Source organism: Pseudoduganella lurida, assembly GCF_007830455.1.
Taxonomy (GTDB): Bacteria; Pseudomonadota; Gammaproteobacteria; order Burkholderiales; family Burkholderiaceae_D; genus Rugamonas; species Rugamonas lurida.
Map to the genome: position 1 here is coordinate 150,320 of NZ_VLLB01000003.1, position 23,400 is coordinate 173,719.

General features: G+C 67.5%; 18 protein-coding genes. 13 read left to right on the plus strand and 5 right to left on the minus strand.

Features of this window, described 5'->3' with window-relative positions:
- The first annotated feature begins 99 nt into the window (after nucleotides 1-99).
- On the plus strand, nucleotides 100-999 hold the full coding sequence (locus IP91_RS10155; protein WP_145648859.1) for a LysR family transcriptional regulator: 900 nt from the start codon (nucleotides 100-102) through the stop codon (nucleotides 997-999).
- 9 nt (nucleotides 1,000-1,008) lie between these two features.
- Here the strand turns inward: IP91_RS10155 and IP91_RS10160 are convergent, their stop codons facing one another.
- Entirely contained in the window at nucleotides 1,009-2,181 is a 1,173-nt protein-coding gene (locus tag IP91_RS10160; RefSeq protein WP_145648860.1) for a hypothetical protein, read from the minus strand.
- 167 nt (nucleotides 2,182-2,348) lie between these two features.
- Here IP91_RS10160 and hutU point away from each other — a divergent pair, with 167 nt between their 5' ends.
- From hutU to IP91_RS10195, 7 genes are read left to right on the plus strand one after another with little or no spacing between them, the layout of a single operon-like run.
- On the plus strand, nucleotides 2,349-4,064 hold the full coding sequence (hutU, locus tag IP91_RS10165; RefSeq protein ID WP_145648861.1) for a urocanate hydratase: 1,716 nt from the start codon (nucleotides 2,349-2,351) through the stop codon (nucleotides 4,062-4,064).
- On the plus strand, nucleotides 4,061-5,599 hold the full coding sequence (hutH, locus tag IP91_RS10170; protein WP_145648862.1) for a histidine ammonia-lyase: 1,539 nt from the start codon (nucleotides 4,061-4,063) through the stop codon (nucleotides 5,597-5,599). The genes hutU and hutH overlap by 4 nt, the downstream gene beginning before the upstream one ends.
- Before the next feature lie 9 nt (nucleotides 5,600-5,608).
- On the plus strand, nucleotides 5,609-6,409 hold the full coding sequence (gene hutG / locus IP91_RS10175; protein ID WP_145648863.1) for an N-formylglutamate deformylase: 801 nt from the start codon (nucleotides 5,609-5,611) through the stop codon (nucleotides 6,407-6,409).
- Entirely contained in the window at nucleotides 6,406-7,764 is a 1,359-nt protein-coding gene (locus IP91_RS10180; RefSeq protein WP_145648864.1) for a formimidoylglutamate deiminase, read from the plus strand. Before hutG ends, IP91_RS10180 begins: the two co-directional genes overlap by 4 nt.
- Nucleotides 7,761-8,348, plus strand: coding sequence for a HutD/Ves family protein (locus IP91_RS10185; RefSeq protein ID WP_145648865.1), 588 nt, complete (start codon nucleotides 7,761-7,763; stop codon nucleotides 8,346-8,348). The genes IP91_RS10180 and IP91_RS10185 overlap by 4 nt, the downstream gene beginning before the upstream one ends.
- Before the next feature lie 30 nt (nucleotides 8,349-8,378).
- Complete coding sequence (hutI, locus tag IP91_RS10190; protein ID WP_145648866.1) at nucleotides 8,379-9,596, plus strand: imidazolonepropionase; 1,218 nt, start codon at nucleotides 8,379-8,381, stop codon at nucleotides 9,594-9,596.
- Nucleotides 9,593-11,086, plus strand: a complete 1,494-nt coding sequence (locus IP91_RS10195) for an ABC transporter permease/substrate-binding protein (RefSeq protein WP_145648867.1) — start codon at nucleotides 9,593-9,595, stop codon at nucleotides 11,084-11,086. The genes hutI and IP91_RS10195 overlap by 4 nt, the downstream gene beginning before the upstream one ends.
- Before the next feature lie 159 nt (nucleotides 11,087-11,245).
- Here the strand turns inward: IP91_RS10195 and IP91_RS10200 are convergent, their stop codons facing one another.
- Both IP91_RS10200 and IP91_RS10205 read right to left on the minus strand, forming a co-directional pair.
- On the minus strand, nucleotides 11,246-11,731 hold the full coding sequence (locus tag IP91_RS10200) for a GNAT family N-acetyltransferase (RefSeq protein ID WP_145648868.1): 486 nt from the start codon (nucleotides 11,729-11,731) through the stop codon (nucleotides 11,246-11,248).
- A complete protein-coding gene (locus IP91_RS10205; RefSeq protein WP_145648869.1) occupies nucleotides 11,728-12,681 on the minus strand; it encodes a DMT family transporter in 954 nt (317 codons plus the stop codon). The genes IP91_RS10200 and IP91_RS10205 overlap by 4 nt, the downstream gene beginning before the upstream one ends.
- 175 nt (nucleotides 12,682-12,856) lie before the next feature.
- Here IP91_RS10205 and IP91_RS26630 point away from each other — a divergent pair, with 175 nt between their 5' ends.
- Nucleotides 12,857-12,982: a hypothetical protein gene (locus IP91_RS26630; protein ID WP_259772456.1), complete on the plus strand. Its 126-nt coding sequence runs from the start codon at nucleotides 12,857-12,859 to the stop codon at nucleotides 12,980-12,982.
- Between the two features lie 7 nt (nucleotides 12,983-12,989).
- On the opposite strand, the gene IP91_RS10210 is transcribed toward IP91_RS26630, so the two are convergent.
- Nucleotides 12,990-13,427 (minus strand): Mpo1 family 2-hydroxy fatty acid dioxygenase, encoded by a 438-nt coding sequence (locus IP91_RS10210; RefSeq protein ID WP_145648870.1) that lies wholly within the window; start codon nucleotides 13,425-13,427, stop codon nucleotides 12,990-12,992.
- A gap of 207 nt (nucleotides 13,428-13,634) precedes the next feature.
- On the opposite strand from IP91_RS10210, the gene IP91_RS10215 reads away from it, so the two are divergent.
- The 4 genes from IP91_RS10215 (at nucleotide 13,635) to IP91_RS10230 (ending at nucleotide 19,530) form a co-directional block, all read left to right on the plus strand.
- Nucleotides 13,635-14,165: a DNA-deoxyinosine glycosylase gene (locus IP91_RS10215; RefSeq protein WP_145648871.1), complete on the plus strand. Its 531-nt coding sequence runs from the start codon at nucleotides 13,635-13,637 to the stop codon at nucleotides 14,163-14,165.
- A gap of 481 nt (nucleotides 14,166-14,646) precedes the next feature.
- Nucleotides 14,647-16,176 carry an FAD-dependent monooxygenase gene (locus tag IP91_RS10220; protein WP_145648872.1) on the plus strand — a complete coding sequence of 510 codons (1,530 nt, stop codon included), beginning with the start codon at nucleotides 14,647-14,649 and terminating at the stop codon, nucleotides 16,174-16,176.
- 164 nt (nucleotides 16,177-16,340) lie between these two features.
- Entirely contained in the window at nucleotides 16,341-17,969 is a 1,629-nt protein-coding gene (locus IP91_RS10225; RefSeq protein WP_145648873.1) for a glycoside hydrolase family 43 protein, read from the plus strand.
- Between the two features lie 58 nt (nucleotides 17,970-18,027).
- Nucleotides 18,028-19,530: a glycoside hydrolase family 28 protein gene (locus tag IP91_RS10230; protein ID WP_145648874.1), complete on the plus strand. Its 1,503-nt coding sequence runs from the start codon at nucleotides 18,028-18,030 to the stop codon at nucleotides 19,528-19,530.
- Between the two features lie 226 nt (nucleotides 19,531-19,756).
- Here the strand turns inward: IP91_RS10230 and IP91_RS10235 are convergent, their stop codons facing one another.
- Nucleotides 19,757-22,858, minus strand: a complete 3,102-nt coding sequence (locus IP91_RS10235; protein WP_145648875.1) for a TonB-dependent receptor domain-containing protein — start codon at nucleotides 22,856-22,858, stop codon at nucleotides 19,757-19,759.
- Nucleotides 22,859-23,400 lie beyond the last annotated feature (542 nt).

Consider the following 23,400-nt stretch of genomic DNA (forward strand, 5'->3'; position numbering starts at 1 on the left):
TCCTTGAGTGGGTTGAGGGAAGCTTACGGCCGTCCCGTCTGCGCGACAATCCGGTAAAGTGTGGATGGGTTGTGCGAAAAAACGAACAATGGAGGGGGAATGACTGCGGACCTGGGCGACCTGAATGCCTTCGTGACGGTGGCGCGCGCGGGCGGCTTCCGCGATGCGGCGCGGCTGGCCGGCGTGAGTGCCTCGGGCCTGAGCGAGGCGGTGCGGCGGCTCGAAGGGCGCCTCGGCGTGCGGCTGCTGAACCGCAGCACGCGCAGCGTCGTGCCGACCGAAGCGGGCCGGGGGCTGCTGGAGCGCCTGGCGCCCGCGCTGAACGAGGTGCAGGCGGCGCTCGATGTCGTCAACGCCTTTCGCGACCGGCCCAGCGGCACGCTGCGCCTGAACGTGCCGCTGGCCGCCTCGCGCCTGGTGCTGCCGTCGCTGGTGCCCCGCTTCCTGGCGGCGTACCCGGACATCGTGCTGGACGTGACGGTGGAAGACAGCTTCGTCGACGTGCTGGCCGGCGGCTACGATGCCGGCATCCGCTACGAGGAGCGGCTGGAGCAGGACATGATCGCCGTGCCGATCGGCCCGCGCGTGCAGCGCTTCGCCGCAGCCGCCGCACCGGCCTACCTGGAGCGCCGCGGCACGCCCCGCCATCCCGGCGAACTGCTCGATCACGCTTGCCTGGCCGGCCGCTTCGGCACCGCGGTGCTGCCGTGGGAGTTCGCCCGCGATGGCGAGACGGTGCAGGTCGACCCGCGCGGCCCGCTGCGCGTGAAGCTGGGCGCCGCGGCCGACCTGGCGGTCGAGGCGGCGGTGGCCGGCAGCGGCATCGTCTACATGTTCGAGGACTGGCTGCAGCCGTATTTCCGGCGCGGCGAGCTGGTCCCCGTGCTGGAGCCGTGGTGGCTGAGCTTTTCCGGCCCTTTCCTGTACTACCCGGGCCGGCGGCTGGTGCCGGCGCCGCTGCGGGCGTTCATCGATTTCATTCGGGCCGGGGTACCATAGCCGCTGCGGTCAATGCACCCAGAGCAGGCGCCGCAGGCTGCGCATCAGGTAGCCGCCATCGTTCCGCGTTTTTTCCTGCATTGCCGTGATGAATGCCGTTAGTCCCGATGCCGGACGGCTCGCATCGATCTTGCGGCAATAGGGGCGTGTCAATGCACCGACATCCCCTTCCTCAGTCGCGTTCCCCAGATTTTTCGGCGGATCGCGGAAAATCTGCGCAATATCGAGCCCCTGCTTCGGGGGGCAGAGGCCGGTAAGCCAGCCGGGCGGCTCGTCCTCGGCGGCCTCCGGCCCTGCAAGCAGGGTCTTGCCGTCGACCAGCGGGATCAGGTGATGATTCAGTTCGCCCCAGACATCGAAGTCGTCCGCATCGAGCGGCACGGGAAACACGCTGCTGGCCTGGCGCGGATTGCCCAGCCATTCCATGTCGTCATCGGTTTCAGCCAGCGCCGAAAGCCGCATGCGCTCCGAGGCGCGCAGGCCCTTTGCAAGCAGGTCGCGTGCGCGGAGCATGCTCGACGGGTCAATCAGCCGGATTTCGGTGCCGCCCGTCGCGCTGTTCTCCCTGATCTCGTAGGCCAGCATGTATGCAGCAAGCGCTTCAACGGTGTAGTGCATGGTCACGGCCCAGCGGATATCGGTCTGGTCGATCCTGATCATTGCGCTGCGGTTGGTCTCGTTCTCGTAATAGGCCTCTTCCTCGGACGGCAGGCCGAAGTCGAGCACGCGATCGTGCCGACGCGGGATGGCAAAGAAGTTGCGCTCCGCGACAGACAGCGTGCCATCCCCATTCAGATCGCGCGCCCATGTCGCCGGCTTCACGAGCAGGCCATCCTGTGGCGACTTCAGTTCAATTTTTTCCAGGACTTCCCGTGTTTCACGCAAGCCGTCCTGCAGTTGCAGGAACTCCTTTCTGATCATCGCCATCAGTTCCGCATTGGAAGGGCGCTTGCTTTGCTCCAGATGCAGCAGGCGGTCCAGGAACGTCCAGCCATGCTGGATCAAGGCCACATCCTTGCAGATGACATAAGCCTGTTGCTCGCGGGGCGTGGCTGGGGCCCGTCGGGGCAGAGTCGCGCAGGTGGACTCGAATGCTGCAGTGGTGGTGAGATCGGGTTGACCAGCCTGGACCTGGCCGGCAAGTAAAACAGCGGTGAGTAGCAGGGCTTGCATCCTGAACATGGGACACTCCTGGAAGTTGGGTTCCAGCAGGTTAGCGAAGGCCCCCGTGACGGCCTTGTGATCCAACAAGTTTGGCTGTCACGCCCTCGGCACCAAAATGTCGTTGACGCCCTTGTATAGACAACCTATGCTGCGGTGATCAGTCACCACAACGCGCAGGAGTTGCCATGGACCAGCCGACCGACGATCCGCGTTTCGATTCACGTTGCGACCCCACCCGCACCATCCGCGCGCCGTGCGGCCCGGACAAGGTCTGCAAGACCTGGGGTGCGGAAGCGGCCTACCGCATGCTGCAGAATAATCTCGACCCGGAGGTGGCCGAGAATCCGCAGGCGCTGGTGGTGTACGGCGGCATCGGCCGCGCGGCGCGCAACTGGGCGTGCTTCGATGCGATCCTGGCCGCGCTGAAGGAACTGGGCGAAGAGGAGACGCTGCTGATCCAGTCCGGCAAGCCGGTCGGCGTGTTCCGCACCCATGCCGATGCGCCGCGCGTGCTGATCGCCAATTCGAACCTGGTGCCGAAGTGGGCCAACTGGGAACACTTCAACGAACTCGATCGCAAGGGCCTGTTCATGTACGGCCAGATGACGGCCGGCAGCTGGATCTATATCGGCACGCAGGGCATCGTGCAGGGCACCTACGAAACGTTTGCCGAGGCGGGGCGCCAGCATTTTGGCGGCACCATGAAAGGGCGCTGGATCCTCACGGCGGGCCTGGGCGGCATGGGCGGCGCGCAGCCGCTGGCCGCCACGATGGCCGGTGCCGTGTCGCTGACCGTCGAGTGCCAGCAGGCCAGCATCGACTTCCGCCTGCGCACCCGCTACCTCGACCGGCAGGCAGCGGACATCGACGAGGCGCTGGCCCTGGTGCGTCAATACAAGGAAGAGGGCACGGCAATCTCCATCGGCCTGCTGGGCAATGCGGCCGACGTGCTGCCCGAACTGGTGCGGCGCGCGCGCGAGGGCGGCCTGGTGCCGGACCTCGTCACGGACCAGACCTCGGCGCACGACCTCGTCAACGGCTACCTGCCGCGCGGCTGGACGGTCGACCAGTGGCAGGCCGCGCGCCACGATCCGGCCCGCCACGCCGCGCTGCAAGCGGCCGCCGCGGCCTCCTGCGCCGTGCATGTCGGGGCGATGCTGGACTTCCAGGCGCTGGGCGCGCAGGTGGTCGACTACGGCAACAACATCCGGCAGGTGGCGTTCGACCACGGCGTGGCGAATGCCTTCGCCTTCCCCGGCTTCGTACCGGCCTATATCCGCCCGCAGTTCTGCGAAGGGCGGGGGCCGTTCCGCTGGGTAGCGCTGTCCGGCGATCCGGAAGACATCTACAAGACCGATGCGAAGATCCGCGAACTGTTCCCGCACCATGCGAACGTGCACCGCTGGCTGGACATGGCGCGCGAGCGCATCGCCTTCCAGGGCCTGCCGGCGCGTATCTGCTGGCTGGGGCTGGGCGAGCGCCACCTGGCCGGGCTGGCGTTCAACGAGATGGTGAAGAACGGCGAGCTGAAAGCACCCATCGTGATCGGCCGCGACCACCTGGACACGGGCTCCGTGGCCAGCCCGAACCGCGAGACGGAGAGCATGCGCGATGGCAGCGATGCCGTCTCCGACTGGCCCCTGCTGAACGCGCTGCTCAACACGGCCGGCGGCGCCACCTGGGTGTCGCTGCACCATGGCGGCGGCGTGGGCATGGGCTACTCGCAGCATGCCGGCGTCGTCATCGTGGCCGATGGCACCGATGCGGCCGCGCAGCGCCTGGCCCGCGTGCTGGTCAACGACAGCGGCAGCGGCGTGATGCGCCACGCGGATGCGGGCTATCCGGCCGCCATCGCCTGCGCCGAACGCAATGGACTCAATCTTCCCATGGTGACGAAATGACCCTTGTCCTGCATCCCGGCAGGCTGGCCCTGGCCGACCTGCGCGCCGCCTGGTCCGCCCACACCCCCATCGCGCTGGCCGCCGAGGCCTACGCGCAGATCGACGCATCAGCACAGGCGGTTCAGGCGATCGTGCGGAAGGGCGACGCTGCCTACGGCATCAACACGGGCTTCGGCCTGCTGGCGAAAACCCGCATCCCGGACGACCAGCTGGAAAAGCTGCAGCGCAACCTGATCCTGTCGCACTCGGTGGGCACCGGCGACCTCCTGCCGGATCCCGTGGTGCGCCTGCTGCTGCTGACCAAAATCGGCAGCCTGGCGCGCGGCTATTCCGGCATCCGCGCCGCCGTCATCGATGCGCTGGTGGCGCTGTACAACGCCGAGATCATGCCGGCCATTCCCGCCAAGGGTTCCGTGGGTGCGTCCGGCGACCTGGCGCCGCTGGCGCACATGACGCTGGCGATCCTGGGCGAGGGACCGGTGCGCGTGAAGGGCGAGCTGATGCCCGCAACCGAAGCACTGCGCGCGGCCGGCATCGCCCCCGTGGTGCTGGCGCCGAAGGAAGGGCTGGCGCTGATTAACGGCACGCAGGTCTCCACGGCGCTGGCGCTGCACGGCCTGTTCATGGCCGAGCGGCTGATGGAGGCGGGCATGGTGAGCGGCGCGATGTCGCTCGATGCGGCGAAGGGCAGCGATGCGCCGTTCGATGCGCGCGTGCATGCGGTGCGCGGCCAGCCCGGCCAGATCGCCGCCGCCTCCATCTACCGGCAGCTGGTGGCGGACAGCGCGATCCGCGCCTCGCACCTCGTCGGCGACGAACGGGTGCAGGACCCCTACTGCCTGCGTTGCCAGCCGCAGGTGATGGGCGCGTGCATGGACCTGATCGCGAACGCCACGCGCACGCTGCTGATCGAGGCGAATGCCGTCACCGACAATCCCCTGATCTTCCGTGACGATGACGAAGTGAAGATCGTCTCGGGCGGGAATTTCCACGCCGAGCCGGTGGCCTTCGCGGCGGACACGCTGGCGCTGGCCATCGCGGAAATCGGCAGCATCGCCGAGCGCCGCATCGCGCTGCTGATCGATGCCACGCTGTCCGGCCTGCCGCCGTTCCTGGTGCGTGAGCCGGGGCTCAATTCCGGCTTCATGATTGCGCACGTGACGGCGGCCGCGCTGGCGTCGGAAAACAAGTCGCTGGCCCACCCGGCCAGCGTGGACACCATCCCCACCTCCGCCAACCAGGAAGATCACGTGAGCATGGCCACCTTCGGGGCGCGCCGGCTGGACGACATGGCGCACAATACCGCGGCCATCCTCGGCATCGAGCTGCTGGCCGCCGCGCAGGGCATCGACTTCCATCGGCCGCTGACGACGTCGCCGCACCTGGAGCACGTGCACGAGCAGCTGCGCCGCGCGGTGCCGTTCTATGAGGTGGACCGCTACTTCGCGCCCGATATCGCGGCGGCGAAAGCGATGGTGCTGCGCGGCGAGCTGTCCGCCACCTGCCGCGAGCTGTTCGTGACCCTGCATCCTTAAGGAGACGATGTGGACTTTCACTTCACCGCCGGCACCCTCCCGCTGCTGGTCTCGATGCCGCATGCGGGCACGGAGATCCCGGCCGATATCGCCGCCACGATGACGCCCGCCGCGCTGCGCAAGGCGGATACGGACTGGCACCTGCCCGAACTGTATGCCTTCGCGCGCGAGCTGGGTGCATCGACCATCGCGGGCCGCTGGTCGCGCTACGTGATCGACCTGAACCGGCCGCCGGAAGACACCAATCTGTATCCCGGCCTCGATACCACGGGCCTGTGCCCGCTCGACACCTTCGCGCGCGAACCGCTGTACCAGCCGGGCCACGCGCCGGACGACGACGAGGTGCAGCGCCGCCTCGCCCGGTACTGGCAGCCCTACCACGCGCAGCTGCGCGGGGAACTGGACCGGCTGCTGCACCTGCATGGCCGCGTGGTGCTGTGGGAAGCCCATTCCATCGCCTCCGTCGTGCCGCGCTTCTTCGAGGGCAGGCTGCCGGACCTGAATTTCGGCACGGCCGGTGGGACCAGCTGCGCCCCCGGTCTCGCCGATGCCGTCACCGCCCTGGCGCGGGCATCGGCCTACACGGTGGCCGTCAACGGCCGCTTCAAGGGCGGCCACATCACGCGGCATTACGGCCGGCCGGAGCAGGGCATCCATGCGCTGCAGCTGGAGATGTGCCAGGACACGTACATGGACGAGGCGCCGCCGTTCGCCTACCGCCCCGACCGCGCCGCGCAGGTGCAGCCGCTGCTGGGGCGGATGCTGCGCGCTGCCGCAGAGTGGACGGCAGCTGCGGGGCCAGCCACATGAAGCTGTTCGCCAGCCACGCGCTGCTGCCGGCAGGCTGGTGCCGCAACGTGCTGCTGGCGTGGGATGACGCGGGCCGGTTCACCGCCGTCACGCCGGATGCCGTGGCGCCGACCGGTGTTGAGCGCGCCGAGTACGTCCTGCCCGGCATGGTCAACCTGCACTCGCATAGCTTCCAGCGCGCGCTGTCCGGGCTCACGGAAATCGCCGGCGACGGGCCGGACAGCTTCTGGACCTGGCGCGACCTGATGTACCGCACGGCGCTGCGCATCACGCCAGCGCAGATGGAGGCGATCGCCGCGCAGCTGTTCGTGGAGTGCCTGCGGCACGGCTACACGTCCGTCTGCGAATTCCATTACCTGCACCGCGCGCCGGATGGCGCCCCGTACGGCGACGTGGCCGAGACCGCGCGCCGCGTGCTGGCCGGCGCGGCGCAGGCCGGCATCGGCATCACGATGCTGCCCGTGCTGTATCGCCATGCCGGCTTCGGCGCCAAGCCCCTGCGCGACGAGCAGCGCCGCTTCGCCTCGACCGTGGACGATGTGCTGGCCATCGTGGCGGCGCTGGAACCGCTGCGCAGCCCGCTGGTCGAAGTGGGCGTGGCGCCGCATTCGCTGCGCGCCGCCTCGATCGACGACATCCGCGCGCTGGTGGGCGCGGTGCCGCGCGATCGGCCGATTCACCTGCACATCGCCGAACAGGAGGACGAGGTGCGGCAGTGCCTGGCGCATGCCGGGCGCCGTCCCGTGTCTTTTCTGTTTGATACTATGGCGGTGGACGCGCGGTGGTGTTTCGTTCATGCAACTCACCTCGACGACCAGGAGGTGGCGGCCCTGGCGGCCAGTGGTGCGGTGGTGGGGCTTTGTCCCAGCACGGAGGCGAACCTGGGCGACGGCCTTTTCCCGCTGGCGCCGTTTCTGCGGCAGGGCGGGCGCTTCGGCATCGGCAGCGACAGCCATGTGTCGACCAGCCCGGTGGAGGAACTGCGCTGGCTCGAATACGGCCAGCGCCTGGCGGCACGGCGGCGCAACCTGGCCGTGTCGCGGCAGGAGCGGCGCGTGGGCGACTATTTGTGGCAGTCCGCGCTGGCCGGCGGTGCGCAGGCCGCGGGACGCAAGGTCGGCGCGCTGGCGGCGGGCTGCGTGGCGGACCTGCTGGTGCTCGATGCCGCGCATCCGAACGTGGCGCCGCCACCGGCCACGCTGAACGGCTTCGTCTTCGGCGGCAACGACAATCTGGTGCAGGATGTACTGGCCGGCGGACGGTGGGTCGTGCGCGGCCGTGAACACGTGGCGCAACAGGCCATCGCCACGCGCTTTCGCTCTACGCTGGCCGAACTCCGTGAGCTGCCATCATGACGATGCTGATCCAGTACGCAAGCCTGAACCCCACGCCCTGGAAGAACGGCGGCGGGTGCACGACCGAGATCCTGGCCTCGCCGCCGGGCGCCACGCTGGACGACTTCGACTTCCGCATCAGCCTGGCCACCATCGCGCACAGCGGGCCGTTCTCCCTCTTCCCCGGCGTCGACCGCACGCTGTCGCTCGTCGATGGCGGGGGCGTGGTGCTCGACGTGGGCAACGAGCGGCAGGTGGCGCTCAGCGACAGGGAGCCGGTGGTGGCCTTCCCCGGCGAGATCGCCGTCTCCGCCACGGTCGATGGCAGCCCCACGACGGACTTCAACGTGATGACGCGCCGCGCGCGCTGCTCGCACCAGGTCGAGCGCCGCATCGTCACCGATTATTCGCTGCTGGAGCGCCGCAGCGCGCTGACGGTGCTGTTCCTGGCCGAAGGCGAAACGCTCACCGTGCACAGCGCGCGGGAGCGGATGTCGATGGTGCGGTACGATGCGGTGGTGCTCGACCGCGAGGAAACCTGGACCCTGGAGGCGCCGCGCGCCACCGTGTTCATCGTCGACATCATTGGCGGAGGAGACGATTGAACGAAACCGATTGAAAGAGATGGGCAACGCATGAACGGATGGGACCTGCTGATCACGAACATCCACCTGGCCACGCAAGGGCAGGATGGCATCATCCGGGACGGCGCGATCGCCGTGCGCGACGGCCGCATCGCCTGGCTCGGCCCGCAGTCCGAATTACCGTCAAGCGAAGCAGGCGCAGTGCGCGATGGCCAAGGCTGCTGGCTCACGCCGGGCCTGGTCGACTGCCACACCCACATCGTCCACGCCGGCAACCGCAGCGACGAATTCGAGGCACGCCTGAATGGCACCACCTACGAGGACATCGCACGGGCCGGCGGCGGCATCGCCGCCACCGTGCACGCCACCCGCGCCGCCAGCGAAGAAGAATTGCTGCGCCAGAGCCTGCCCCGCATCGCCAGCCTGCTGGCCGAAGGCGTGACCACCATCGAGATCAAGTCCGGCTATGGCCTCGACCTGGCCAGCGAGGCGAAGATGCTGCGCGTGGCGCGCCGGGTGGCGCAGGTGCTGCCGGTGCGCGTGGCCACCACCTTCCTCGGTGCGCACGCGCTGCCACCGGAGTATGCGGGCCGGGCGGACGCGTACATCGACCTGGTCTGCACGATGATTCCCGCGCTGGCAGCCGAAGGGTTGATCGATGCCGTGGATGCGTTCTGCGAGCGGATCGGCTTCACGGCCGCGCAGACGGAACGCGTGTTCGCCGTCGCCCAGCGCCATGGCCTGCCCGTCAAGCTGCATGCCGAACAGCTGTCGGACCAGGACGGCGCGGCACTCGTGGCACGCTATCGGGGCCTGTCCGCCGATCACCTGGAACACCTGACGGAGGAGGGCATGACAGCCATGGCCGCCAGCGGCACCGTCGCCGTGCTGCTGCCCGGCGCCTACTACTTCCTGCGCGATACCACACCGCCGCCCGTCGCGGCACTGCGCGCCGCCGGCGTGCCGATGGCCGTCGCCACGGACTGCAATCCCGGCACCTCGCCGCTGACCTCCCTGCTGCTGGCCATGAACATGGCGTGCACGCTGTGGCGCCTGACGCCGGAGGAAGCGCTGGCCGGTACCACGATCCACGCGGCGCGTGCGCTCGGTTTGCAGGACGAGATCGGCAGCCTGGCAACCGGCAAGCGCGCCGACTTCGCGCTGTGGCGCATCGAGCGTCCGGCGGACCTCTGTTACGCGATGGGCTTCAACCCGTGCGCGGGCGTCGTCAATGGCGGTGTCTGGCGGCACGCCGTGGTGCCTGCATGAGGGCCTTCTTCGCACTCCTGCTCCTCTCCTTCGGCCTCAACGCCCTCGCGGACGACGGCACGCTGCGCATCGGCTCGAAGCGCTTCACCGAAGGCTACATCCTGTCCGAGCTGGTGACGCAGACGGCGGCGCCGCATGTGAAGGTGGAGCACCGCCAGGGGCTGGGCAACACGGCGATCGTGCTGGCCGCGCTGAAGAACGGCAGCATCGACCTTTACCCGGAATACGTGGGCACGATCGACCAGGAGATCCTGCAGAACAAGAAGCCTGCCACGCTGGACGAGATGCGCCGCGCGCTCGCGACGATGGGCCTCGGCCTTGCCGTACCGCTCGGCTTCAACAACACCTATGCGCTGGCGGTGCGCGGCGATGCGGACCTGCAGTCGCTGTCCGACCTGGCGCGCCATCCGGAACTGCGCTTCGGCCTGTCCCATGAATTCATCGGCCGCGCCGATGGCTGGCCGGGACTGGCGCAGCGCTACGGCCTGGCGCAGCAGCCGCGCGGCCTCGATCACGGCATCGCCTACGAGGCGCTGGCCGCGAAGCAGGTGGACGTGATCGACATCTATTCGACCGATGCCAAGATCGCCCGCTACCACCTGAAGGTGCTGCGCGACGACCGCGCCTATTTCCCCCGCTACGATGCGATGCTGCTGTATCGCCTGGATACGCCGGCCCGCTTCCCGCGGGCGTGGCAGGCCATCGCCGCGCTGGAAGGGAAGATCACGGAACGGGACATGATCGCCATGAACGCCGCCGCCGAACTGGCAGGGCAGCCGTTTGCCGCCGTGGCGAAGAACTGGCTCATGAAAGGGAATCAAACCGCCGCCGCGCAGAAGCCGGCGCGCGCCTCGTTCGTGGACGTGCTGTTCGGCGACGACCTGGCGCGCCTGACGGGCCAGCACGTGCTGCTGGTGGTGCTGTCCGTGCTGCTGGCGTGCGTCGCGGGCATCCCGCTCGGCGTGCTGGCCGCCTTGCAGCCGCGCCTGCGCCAGCCGGTGCTGGCCTTCACGGGCGTGCTGCAGACCGTGCCGTCGCTGGCGCTGCTGGCGATGCTCATTCCGCTGCTCGGCACCATCGGCACGGTGCCCGCGCTCGTTGCGCTGTTCGTGTATGCGCTGCTGCCCATCGTGCGCAACACCTGCACCGGCATCCTCGGTGTCGCGCCCGGCCTGCGCCAGGCCGCGCTGGCACTGGGCCTGACACCCCGCCAGCGCCTGTGGCATGTGGACCTGCCGCTGGCGCTGCCGATCATCCTGGCCGGCGTGAAGACGGCCGCCGTGATGAGCGTGGGCACGGCCACGATCGCCGCCTTCATCGGTGCCGGCGGCTATGGCGAACGGATCACCACGGGCCTGGCGCTGAACGACAACGCCACCATGCTGGCCGGCGCCATTCCCGCGGCGGCGCTGGCCCTGTTGACGCAACTGCTGTTCGAACTGCTGGAGCGCCGGTTCACGAACCGGCAGGGCGCAACCCGCAAGGTGTAAGCAAATACCAGTGCCTGGTAACCGTTTGTAAAGGCCAGCGCGGGACGGAATCGGGCGGACTATATTGAAGCCGTTGATTCATCTCCCCTCCCAACTGACACCTGGGTTCGAGGCCACGCCGTGATCCACCTGCGGCGTGGCGTTTTTTTTGCGCGCTCGCTAGCCGGCGGCCAGCTCTGTCAGCGCGCTGCCCGTCACGCGGCAGATGCGCCAGTCCGGCATCACCTCGGCGCCCATCTTCTGGTAGAACGCGATCGCATTGGCGTTCCAGTCCAGCACCGACCATTCGAAGCGGCCGCACTGGCGTTCCACCGCGAGCGCCGCCAGCGCGGCCAGCATCTGCTTGCCGTAGCCATGGCCGCGGCGATCCTGTTTCACGTACAGGTCCTCCAGGTACAGGCCCTTGCGGCACAGGAAGGTGGAGAAGTTATGGAAGAACAGGGCGAACGTGACGACCGTGCCGCCTGCCTCTTCCCCTACGATGGCTTCGCACGGCGGCCGCACGCCGAACAGCGCGTCGTGCAGCATCGTTTCGTCGGCGATGACCATGTGTTCCAGCTTCTCGAATACGGCCAGTTCGCGGATCATCGCGAAGATGGCGGACACGTCGTCGGGTTGGGCGGGGCGGATATGCAGCTGGCTCATGAGACTTTCTTCAATGGTTCGGGTTCGATGATGGCAGGTGCCGGGCGCTTCGCTGCCGGGGCTTTCAATGCCCACGCCACGCTGCCCAGGCAGACCAGCATGCCCAGGCACTCGATGGGGCCGGGGCGGAAATGTTCGAGGCGGATCGACAGCAGCACCGAGATGACGGGCGTGACGACACCGATGTAGACGGCCTTGCTGGAACCGATGCGGTCGATCAGCGTGAAGAAGCAGGCGAACGCGATCACGGAACCGAACAGCGCCAGGTACAGCAGCCCGGCCCAGTAGCGCGCGGTGGTCGGCAGCACGAAGGACTGGCCCGTAACAAACACCCAGGCCGCTACCAGCAGCGTCCCCCACAGCATGCCCCAGGCCATTGTCAGCAGCACGTTCGGCGCGTGTTCGCGCACCCGCACCACCATCACGTTGCCGGCCGCGCTGGCGATCGTCGCCATCAGCGCCAGCAACAGCCCCAGCAGGTAATGGCTGTGCGGATTGTCGCTGCCGGCCAGGATCTCGCGCACGGCGCCGCCGATCGACTGCCAGAACAGCAGCACCACGCCGGCCACCGCCACGCCGCCCGCCACCCAGGTGCGCCAGGTGAGCGGCGTGCCCAGGATCAGCCGGTTCAGCAGCGGATTCCAGAACACCATCAGTGCGAACAGCACGGCCACCAGTGCCGACACGAGGTACTGCTCCGCCGTGTAGGTGCAGATATAGCTGACGCCGAACGTGGCGCAGCCCTGCACGATCGTCCAGCGCTGCGCGCGCCATGGCAGCATGAGCTTGTCGCCCCGCAGCTTGCACCAGGCGAACAGCACGGCGGATGACAGCGCGAAGCGGTACACGACGGAGACGGAAGGGGCGATGTCGCCCAGCTGCAGGGTGATCGCCCAGAACGTGGAACCCCAGATGAGGCAGGCGATGATGAAGAGAAGGGAAGAGGGCATCGCGGAAGTATACGTGCTTTCCTGCCCTTTCCCTAAGGCATTGACCGCTTTGGATCGCCAGGGAGCTGTTGCTGTTTCGCCCGCGCCACTTGAGCCTCCACAATGCGCGCAGCACTAATGGCAATGGGGGGACAATAGAAATTATTATTCAAAAACTAATTTTCGCGAGGTGGTCATGGACAGGCGCTTGCAGTGGATCGTGGCATCGGTGCTGGCTTACATTGCCATCCTGATGCTGACGGTGGTGACGACCGGCGATGCGGCGCCCTGGCCGACGCTGCGGCTGGCCACGCCGCTGTAAGCCTCGCCTAGTAGGCCACGCGAAAACGGCGGTACAGGAACCCGAGCACGAACAGGGGACCGATCAGCAGGAAGCGCAGGTCGTCCAGGAAGGAAGGCTTCTTCCCCTCGATCAGGTGGCCGATGAACTGCCCGGCCCAGGCCAGCACGAAGATCGCGATCGACAGCGGCAGCACCGTGATCGGCGGCAGCGAGGCCAGGATCCCCAGCATCACCAGTCCCATCACCAGCATGCCGGCCGCGAAGGGCCGCGACAGCGTCCAGTAATACGCCAGCGCCGCCGCCGCGCCGGCCACCGCCACCAGCGGGTGCACCCACCACAACATGCCGAGCAGCGACAGCACGATCACCGGCACGCAGACGAAGTGGATCAGCTCGTTGGCGGGATTGCGGTGGCTTTCGCTGTATCGGGCGAGCAGGGTGTCAATCGTGCGCGGTTCGGTCATGGGAATCTCCGTCGGTGTTGTCGTGCTTCGATGAGCGGGTTCGTGGCGCGTTGTTGCGGTGCCTTGTGGCGTACCTCGACGCAATGTCTGCCATGGTCCCGGTCATCGTGGCGTATTGTCGAGTTCATTCTACCGCCAGCTGCGGCCGGCGCCAGCCCGCGTTCTCGCCTGCGCGGTCCACGCCACGCTGGAAGCTACAATCGGCCCATGCCTTCTCTTCCCCTTGCCGGCCTGGCGCCGGTGCTCGATACCGATACGCGCATCCTCATCCTCGGCAGCTTCCCTGGCGCCGCTTCGCTGGCCGCGCAGCAGTATTACGCCCACCCGCGCAACCAGTTCTGGCGCCTCGTCTCCGCACTGGTCGGCGAAGACCTGGCGGCGCTGCCATACGCCGAGCGGCTGCCGCGCCTCCGCTCGCACCGCTTCGGCCTGTGGGATGTGCTGGGCGCCTGCGAGCGGGAGGGCAGCCTGGATTCGGCGATCCGCAATCCGGCGGCGAACGATTTCGAACGTCTGAAGCATCTGTGCCCGCGGCTGGAAACGGTGGGCTTCAATGGCCAGACCTCCGGCAAGTTCGCGCCGCAGTTCGCCGCGCAGGGGTATCGGACGGTGGTGCTGCCGTCGAGTTCACCCGCGCATATGGCGATGAGCTTCGAGCAGAAGCTCCAGGTGTGGCGACAGCTGGTGGAATACGCTGCCTTCGCGCCACAGCCGCAACGGCAAGGCTCCTTGCTGTGACGTTTGACAGGCTGGCGCCAGCGCCTTGGACTATTCGACGCGCCGTGGCCCATTGTCGCGGCGGCCCGCAGCCCGATCCTCCTGGCAGCACCGATACTGTTGAGTAACTCGCCGAGACACTTTGGGTAATCCGAATGTTCGACCCTGTCTAAACGTGCCGGTTTTCCGCCATTTCGCTCTAAACCGCTCTGAAACTTGCGGGTCGCCGTCCAACATCGCCTGGAAAGTCCGGACGAAAGTCTAAAGCTGCTTCTTGTTTGAGGCCAAAAGTCTAAAGCGAACTTTTCTTCAATGCCGTGCGCCAACCTGCAGACTCTTTTGGACAGGAGTGGATCATGGGGGGGGGCAAAGCACACGCAGCCGGCTATCCGGAGCAACCCTTTCCCGTGCCCGGCCATCAAGCCGCGTCCCATGCGTTGACTTCCCCACCACCAGTCATAGAATGGCTGCACCATCCTGTTCCCGCCGTGGAGGTAGCCCTATGGAAAACGTCCTGATCGCCGGTGCCGGCCCGACCGGGCTCGCGCTGGCCCTGTGGCTGACGAAATTCGGCATCCAGGTGCGCATCGTCGACAAGAGCGCGGGGCCGGGCGAGACGTCGCGCGCCATGGTGGTCCAGGCGCGCACGCTGGAGCTGTACCGCCAGCTGGGGCTGGCCGGGCCGGTCGTCGCGGCGGCCCACCTGAATCCCGCGCTGAACCTGTGGACACGCGGGCAGCACCGCGCACGCGTCGATCTGGCCGACGCGGGTGCCGGCCTCACGCCGTATCCGTTCATCGCCGTCTATCCGCAGGACCAGCATGAACGCCTGCTGATCGAGCACCTGGCCGCAATGGGCGTGAATGTCGAGCGCAACACCGAACTCATGGCGTTCGGGGAGAGCAAGGATGGCGTCGCCGTGCGGCTGAAGCTGCCCGATGGATCGGAGCAGGCGGTCACTGTTGCCTACCTGGCCGGCTGCGATGGCGCGCGCTCCACGGTGCGTCACCAGCTGGGCACCGGCTTCGAGGGCGGCACCTACCAGCAGGTGTTCTACGTGGCCGATGTGGAAGCCGATGGCCTCGCGCCGGCCGATGAGCTGCACGTGGCGCTGGACAGCGGCGACTTCGCGCTGCTGCTGCCGTACGGGAAAGAAGGCCGCAAGCGCCTCATCGGCACGGTGCGGGACGAGCGCGCGGAGAAGGCCGACACCCTGACGTTCGACGATGTCCGTCAGGATGCGATCGGCCGCCTTGGCCTGCAGGTCCACCGGGTCCACTGGTTCTCGACCTACCGGGTGCATCACCGGGTCGCGGAAGCGTTTCGCCGTGGCCGCATCTTCCTGCTGGGCGATGCGGCCCACATCCACAGTCCCGCCGGCGGCCAGGGCATGAACACCGGCATCCTCGATGCGAACAACCTGGCGTGGAAGCTGGCCGACGTGATCCACGCCCGCGCGCCGGCCCGCCTGCTCGACAGCTACGCGCTGGAACGCCAGGCATTCGCGCGTCGCCTCGTCGCTACCACCGACCGCGTGTTCACGCTGGCCACGAGCGAGGGCCATATCGCGGACTTCATCAAGACGCACATCCTGCCCACCTTCGTGAGCCTGGCCAGCAGCCTCGATGAGGCGCGCGGGTTCCTGTTCCGCACCGTGTCGCAGACGATGCTGCACTATCGCGACAGCCCGCTGAGCGAGGGCAGGGCCGGCGAGGTGCATGGCGGCGACCGGCTACCCTGGGTGCGTGGCGCGGCGGGCGACAATTTCGGCCCGCTCGACAGCGGCGCGTGGCAGGTCCACGTGTATGGCACCGCCACCGAAGCGCTGACCGCGTGGTGCGAGCGGCATCGCCTGCCGCTGCACGTGCTGGCGTGGACGCCCGCGCATCATGAAGCGGGGTTCGCCCGCGACGCGCTCTACCTCCTCCGGCCGGACGGCTATGTGGCGCTGGCCGATCCGCAGGGTGCCGTCGAGGCGCTGGAACGCTACTTCCGTTCGCAGGGCTGCGTCTGGGCGCAGCCCGTAGCCTGAATCGCAAGGCCGGGGCGCTGGCCGCCCATTGCAATCAGCTCCTTGCGCATTTCCTCCCGTCGCTTGCATCCTGCCGCCGCTCCCTGTATTGATAGGGGGCGCCGCCGCGGCCGTGGCGGCCAAGTATCAAGCAATAACAGTACCGAACAATAACGGAGACCCGTATGACCCTGTCGCGCGCACTCGCACGCCTGGCCGGCGGCTGCTGTCTGGCGCTGTCCGGCATCGTGGCCGCCGCCGAACCGCCACCGGCCGCGCAGTACACGAACCCCATCCTCCACGCCGACTATTCCGATCCGGACGTGATCCGCGCCGGCGACGACTACTTCCTGGTCGCCTCCAGCTTCCACTTCTCGCCCGGTCTCCCGGTGCTGCAGTCGAAGGACCTGGTGCACTGGAAGATCGTCGGCCACGTGCTGGACCGGCTGCCTTTCCATCCTTCCTACGACATGGTGCCGCCCTATACGCTGACCGACAGTGTGTCGAAGCCGGTCGGTGCGGGCATGCGCTACGCGGGCGGCGTGTGGGCGCCGTCGATCCGGCAGCACGAGGGCCGCTTCTACGTCTACTGGGCCACGCCCGACGAAGGCATCTTCATGAGCTCCGCCGCCCATCCGGCCGGACCGTGGACAGCGCCCGTCACCGTGCTGGCGGGCCCGGGCTACGAGGATCCCTGCCCGTTCTGGGATGACGACGGCAAGGCCTGGCTGGTGCATTCGAAAGTGGGCGCCGGCCCGATCGTGCTGCACGCGATGCGCCCGGACGGCACGGCACTCCTTGATGCCGGCACCACCATCGTCGAGGACAAGGTCAACCTGCCAGTGCTGGAAGGGCCGAAGGTCTACAAGCGCAACGGCTACTACTACATCTTCGCACCGATCGGCGGGGTGAGCACCGGACCGCAGGCCGTGCTGCGCTCACGCACGATCCAGGGGCCGTACGAATTCCGCAACGTGCTCAATCCCGGCAACGGCCTGAAGGGCCCGCACCAGGGCGGCTATGTCGAGACGCCGGCCGGGCAGGGCTGGTTCGTGCACTTCAACAGCACCGGTGCGTTCGGCCGCATCGCGCACCTGCAACCCGTGACGTGGCAGGACGACTGGCCCGTCATGGGCGAGAAGGGCCTGCCGGTGCTCACGCATCCGGTGCCGCTTACCGCCAGGCAGTCGCCCGAGTTCCGCCTGCAGGATTCGGATGAATTCTCAAGCAGCACCCTGGGACTGCAATGGTCATGGAACCACAACCCTGACAATGCCCGCTGGAGCCTCGCGCAGCGGCCCGGCTTCCTGCGCATCGAAGCGAACCGGGCGCGCCACCTCGTCGGCGCGCGTAACACGCTGACGCAGATCCTGCAAGGTCCGGCCGCGGAATTCACCACCCGCATCGAACTGGCCGGCATGGCGGAAGGCCAGCGCGCCGGCCTGTCGCTGTTCGGCGTGAAGGTGCCCTGGGTCGGCATCGTGCGCGAAGGTGGCGTGAATTACGTGACCTACGCGAGTGCGGGGGAAGAGACCCGCGGCGTGGCGATCAAGGGCGGCAGCATCGTCCTGCGCGCCGATGTGCGCGCCGACCAGACCGTGCAGTTTTCGTACGCTCTGGATGCCAAGGGCCCCTTCGAGGAGGCCGGTTCCGTCACGCCGCTGGCGCCGTTTTCGTGGTGGAAGGGCAGCCGGCCGGCGCTGTTCACCTACATCCGTGCCGATGCCGATGAAGCCAGGGCCGAGCGCCCCCAGGACGGGATCCGCCAGAACTACATCGACGTGGACTGGTTCCGCGTCCGCATCGTCCACTAGGAGACCGCCCATGACGGCAAAGACGCATATTGAAACGACGGAGAGGGCAACCACGGGCATGGCAACCACGAATACAACCACGATCGATCCCCGGCGCCGCAAGCTGGCGCAGGCCCTCGGCGGTGCCGCGGCGATGGCGCTGCTGCCGGCCATTGCGCCGGCCGCGGAGTGCGAGGCGCCCGCCTGGGCCGACGGGCTGCGCCACGACCTGGACGCGATGGCGCAGCAGCTCACGCGCACGCTGGTCCCGTGGCCGGTACCGCAGCGCGTGTTCGAGCCGGAGTCGTATGGCCATGTGCAAGGACAGCTCGCCACGCAGGCGATCCGCCGCGCGGTGGAGGCCTGCGCGGCGGCCGGTGGCGGCACGGTGCGCCTGGCACGCGGCGACTACGTCAGCGGCACCATCGACCTGCGCTCCGGCGTGATGCTGGAAATCGCCAAGGGCAGCCGGCTGCTGGCCAGCACCGACCTGGCCGACTACCCGGAACGCAAGGCGCGCCGCCCCACGGTCCAGGACAGCAATATGGGCATGAACCAGTCGCTCATCTTTGCCGAAGGCTGCGAGCGCGTGGGCCTGTGCGGCGCGGGCACCATCGACGGCCGCGGTACGAAGGACAATTTTCCCGGCGAGCAGACCACCGGCTCGACGCCGGGCCGGCCGTTCCTGATCCGCATGCTGGACTGCCGCAACGTGGTGATCCGCGACCTGCGCATGCGCGACTCGCCCTGCTGGATGCAGAACTACCTGAACTGCGAGGACCTGATCGTGGACGGCATCCATGTCGAGAACCAGGTCAACCACAACAACGACGGCCTCGATATCGACGGCTGCCGCCGCGTCATCGTGCGCAATGTGTTCATCAACGCGGAAGACGACGGCCTGTGCTTCAAGGGCGCCAGCCAGCGCGCCGGCGAGAACATCCTGATCGAGAACTGCGAGTTCTACAGCACCTGCAATGCCCTCAAGTTCGGCACCGATTCGCAGGGCGACTTCCGTAACGTGCTGGTGCGGAACGTGACCCTGGGCGGGCCATCGTCGTCGATGCGCGCGATCAACCGGCGCAAGGCCGATGGCGGCATTTCATGGGAAGTGGTCGATGGCGGCACGCTGGAACGCATCGTCGTGCATGACGCGCAGATCGTGCGCGCCGAGAGCCCGCTGTTCCTGATCCTGGGCGACCGCGGGCGCGTGCGGCCGGAACAGCCGAAGCCCGGCCCGGGCATCCTGCGCCACATCGTCTACGACCGCATCGGCGGCACGGACAATGGCGTGCGCGGGTCCTTCTTCACGGCGATCCCGGAACGGCCGATCGAGCACGTGCTGCTACGCGACGTTGCGCTCGGCATGACCGCCGCTGCCGGCCCGGCACCCGATCCCGCCGCCGTGCCCGATGGCCGCGGCCTGTATCCGGACCCGCACATGTTCACGCCCGTGATGCCCGCCTACGGCCTGTGGTCCCGCAACGTGCGGCACCTGACGCTGCAGCGCGTGCGGTTCACCACCAGCGGCAGCGATGCCCGGCCGGCGCTGATCGCACCGGGTGCCTGTGCGTTGACCTGATCTCCCCGCGAGGTCGCAAGGAACGCCAGCGAGCAGGGGTCTGGCACTGCCATCGATGCGCAAGAAGCATCGATGGCGCATGCCGCGGTGCCTGACCCCAGCCTTTCACACGAAGTCGCAAAGAATGCGGGCACACCGGGGTCTGGCTCCGCCATTCGATGCGCCTGAAGCAATCGCAGCGCATGCCGCGGTGCCTGACCCCAGCCTTGCGCCGGCATTACCCGCATCACAACTTCACATTCACCACCGCAAAGAACGTGCGCCCCAAAGGATCGTAGCTGGCCGAGATCGAGTTATTCGACGGCAGCTGCGTCGAGCCCAGCACCGGCGGCTCCTTGTCCGTCACGTTGCGCACGCCGGCCGTGAAGTTGACCGACTTGCTGAAGTCGTAGCCGGCCGTCAGGTCCAGGTAGGTGTAGCCGCCGATGCGCGGATTGGTGAGCGACTCGTAGGCCGGCGGCGTCTGCCCGCGGCGCAGCGGGATCACGTACGCATCGTTCGTCACGCTGCTGCTGTAGCGGGCCCGCGCGGAGAGCATCACCTTGCCCGTGTTGAGCGTCACGCGCGCCGTGCCCTTCCACTTCGAGACGGGCTGGCCGCAGGTAGCGCCCCAGGTGCCCACGCACTCGTTGGTCACGTCGGGAATGTCCTGGATCGGCGTGAACGTCAGCTCGTCGACATAGGTCCAGTTGGTGTCCACGTTCCAGCGTGAGCTATTGCCGAACAGGCCCCAGTTCGTCGCGAAGCCGTAGTGGCCGGCGAGGTCCACGCCCTGCGTCTTGATGCCGCCGATATTGGCGGCCGTCGTCATCACGTAGGTGGGTGCGGCGATCTGGCCCGTGACGGGATCGCGGTTGATGGCCCGGCAGTACACGCTGTCCGCGTTCTGGATCGTGTTGTAGCACAGGTCCAGCACCGACTGGATGCCGCCGCCGCCCAGCGTGGAGATGGCCTTGTCCAGCGTGATCTTGTAGTAGTCCAGGCTCAGTTGCAGGCCGCGCAGCGCGGTCGGCGTGAACACGGCGCCGATCGTGGTGGTGTGCGACGTTTCCGCTTCCAGGTTGGGATTGCCGCCCGTGATCTGCGTGAGGAACTGGGTGGGCTGCACGGACTGGTCGAACACCAGGTTGGCCGGCACGCCGGTGGCCGCGCACAGGGCACGCACGGCAGCCGTCTGCTGGCCGGCCGGTGCGCGGGCCGAGCACGGGTCGGTGGCGATCGGGCCGTTGCGGCCCTGGCCGCCGTACAGTTCCCCCACGTTCGGCGCGCGGATCGATTTCTGCTTCTGCACGCGGAACGTCAGGCTGTCCACGGGCGACCATTCGGTGCCGATGGAACTGGTCCATACCTTGCCGACCGATTCCACGTCGTAGTCGGAATGGCGGAACGCGCCGCTCACGCTCAGGCTCTTGGCGAACGGTTTGTCCTTCAGCAGCGGCAGGCGCGCCTCGCCGTAGAACTCCTTGACGGTGGCATCGCCTTCCGTCGGCCGCGCCGCGTTCCAGCCCGACACGTCGCCCGAGGCCAGGAAGGCATCCGGCGTGTACTTGCTGTACGAGTGGCGGCGCTCGAAGCCGGCCGAGAAGTCCACCGGCCCGGTCGGCAGCTCCGCGAGCTTGCCCGTCACGTTGGCCGACAGCACCTGCTGCTCGGCGACGATGTCCGAATTCGACGAGATCAGGATCGCGTCGCGCGCGGCCGGGCTGATGTTCTGGCCGAAGGGATTGAGCACCGGCGCCGCGCCGCCCTGCGACAGCAGCGCGTTCTGGAAGCGGCTCAGCGAGATCGAGCCGGCCTGCTGCTGCGATTCGGTGGTGCGCGCATGCGTGTAGTAGACGTCGTATTTCAGGTCGCTCAGGTAGTTCTCGGCGACGCTCGGCAGGTCGCCCCGCACGCCCACCGCCAGGCGGAACACCGAGTGATCGGTGTCGCCCACGCGCGTGCCGATATCGGACAGCCGGCGGTTCAGGTTGACGAGGGCCAGGCCATCGCCGGCCACCGTCGTCAGGCTCTGCGAGCCGTTGGTGGCGGTCAGTCGGCCCGTCTCGCGCAGGTCCAGCTGGCGGAACACTTCCTGCACCTGCGGGCTCAGGTAGGGGTTGTTCGTGTTGACGAGGAAGTTGCCGCTGGCGCTCGTCGGGCCGATCTGCACCTTGGCCGTGTTGCTGCTGTAGTGCATCTCCAGGTAGCCGGTGGCGTGCTCGGTCAGGTCGTAGTGGGCGAACGCATTGCCCATCCAGCGTTTCTGCGGCGTGACGATGTACGACAGGGGGCCCAGGTCGTAGGCATCGTTCGTGGTGTACGGCCGGATCGCCTTGCCGCTGGCATCGAAGATCGCGCCCAGCGTGCCCATGCCCTGCAGGCCGGCGGCGCGCAGGGCGGCGTCGAGGGCAGGGTTGGACGAGGCCGAGCCGATCACGGGCAGGTTGCCGATGCGCCCGTTCGGCACCGTGGACGACCCCGTGAACACGAGTCCCGGCCGGCCGCCGGCGGACAGGCAGGTCTGGCCGCCCGGCACGGCCAGCGGCGTGCCGGGTCCCGTCGCCGACCACGAGGCCGCCGTCACGCAGCCATCGCCCAGCGTGGGCAGCGAATAGCCGCCCAGTTCCTCGCGCGTCATGCCTTCGCGGTTCAGGTAGTTCACCGACAGTACAGCATTGCCGCGGCCGTTGGCGAAGTTGCCGCCCACCGTCAGGTCCAGGCTGTTCGTGGGCGTGCGAGTGGGCTGGTCCCAGCTGCGCTGAGCGTTCACCTCCACGCCCTGGAAATTGTCGCGCAGGATGAAGTTGACGACGCCGGAGATGGCATCCGAACCGTACACGGCCGAGGAGCCGCCGGTGACCGTCTCGATGCGCTTGACCAGTGCCGCGGGAATCGTGTTGATGTCGCTGGTGAAGTCCGGCCCCGTGATGGCGAAGCGGCGGCCGTTGACCAGCACCAGGTTGCGGGTCGGCCCGAGGTTGCGCAGATTCAGCGTGGCCGTGCCGGACGGCTGGCCGGCCTGCATCGTGTTCGCGGTCGGGCTGCTGAACTGGTTCGCCGTGAACTGCGGCGTGTCGGTGAGCAGCGTTTCCAGATTCTGTGTTCCCGTCACCTTCAGCTCCTGCGCATCGAGCACGGTAACGGGCGTGGGCGCCAGGAAGCCGCGGTTCACCAGGCGCGTGCCCGTGACGACGACCTTGTTTTCCTCGGCGGTGGCGGGAACGGTGTCCGCCTCCTGGGCCGCGGCGCTGGCGGCGATGCTGCCGAGACTGGCCACGGCCAGCAGTGCGGAAATCGAACGTTGCCGCGGGGTGTTAGCTTGGGTACGGCGCCTTGCTTGTCGCATGTTTTCTCCCATATTGTCGGGCCAACTTTTATTTATAAGTCTCCACCTTTGCGCGTTTGCCAGCCCATGATGGCTTGCAAACGTGACCGATGGTGGAAGCTTTGAATGCCACCGTCAATCGCGGACCGCTCAAACGGATGACTGAAACAGCACCGGTCGCAAAGTTGAAAATGCATGAGCAAAAGCGTGATTTTTGCGTCGCAAGCGCTCAATCGACCGGCCGATAAAATCGGCGGACTGCTTGAAACCCGGCCGGTTCGATCAATCCATTGAGCGGTTCGAATCGCATGCGAGCATTCTTGCGCTCTCTTCGTCAAACAGGAGATAACGTGGATCGGATGCAACGTCCAGAGCGGGAATACGCGCATTTGTGCACCGCACAAAAATATCTGTGCTATACTGCGTTCGCTGGTGGAGTTTTTGATGACACCAGTTCCTTTCGACAGGTGCGATGCAGGCGGGTGTAAAGCCGCTGAGCGCCAGGGGTAAAGCCTCAAGTCGCAGGGATTGTTGTTCCAGTCTTTTGTCGGATTACACTCCGG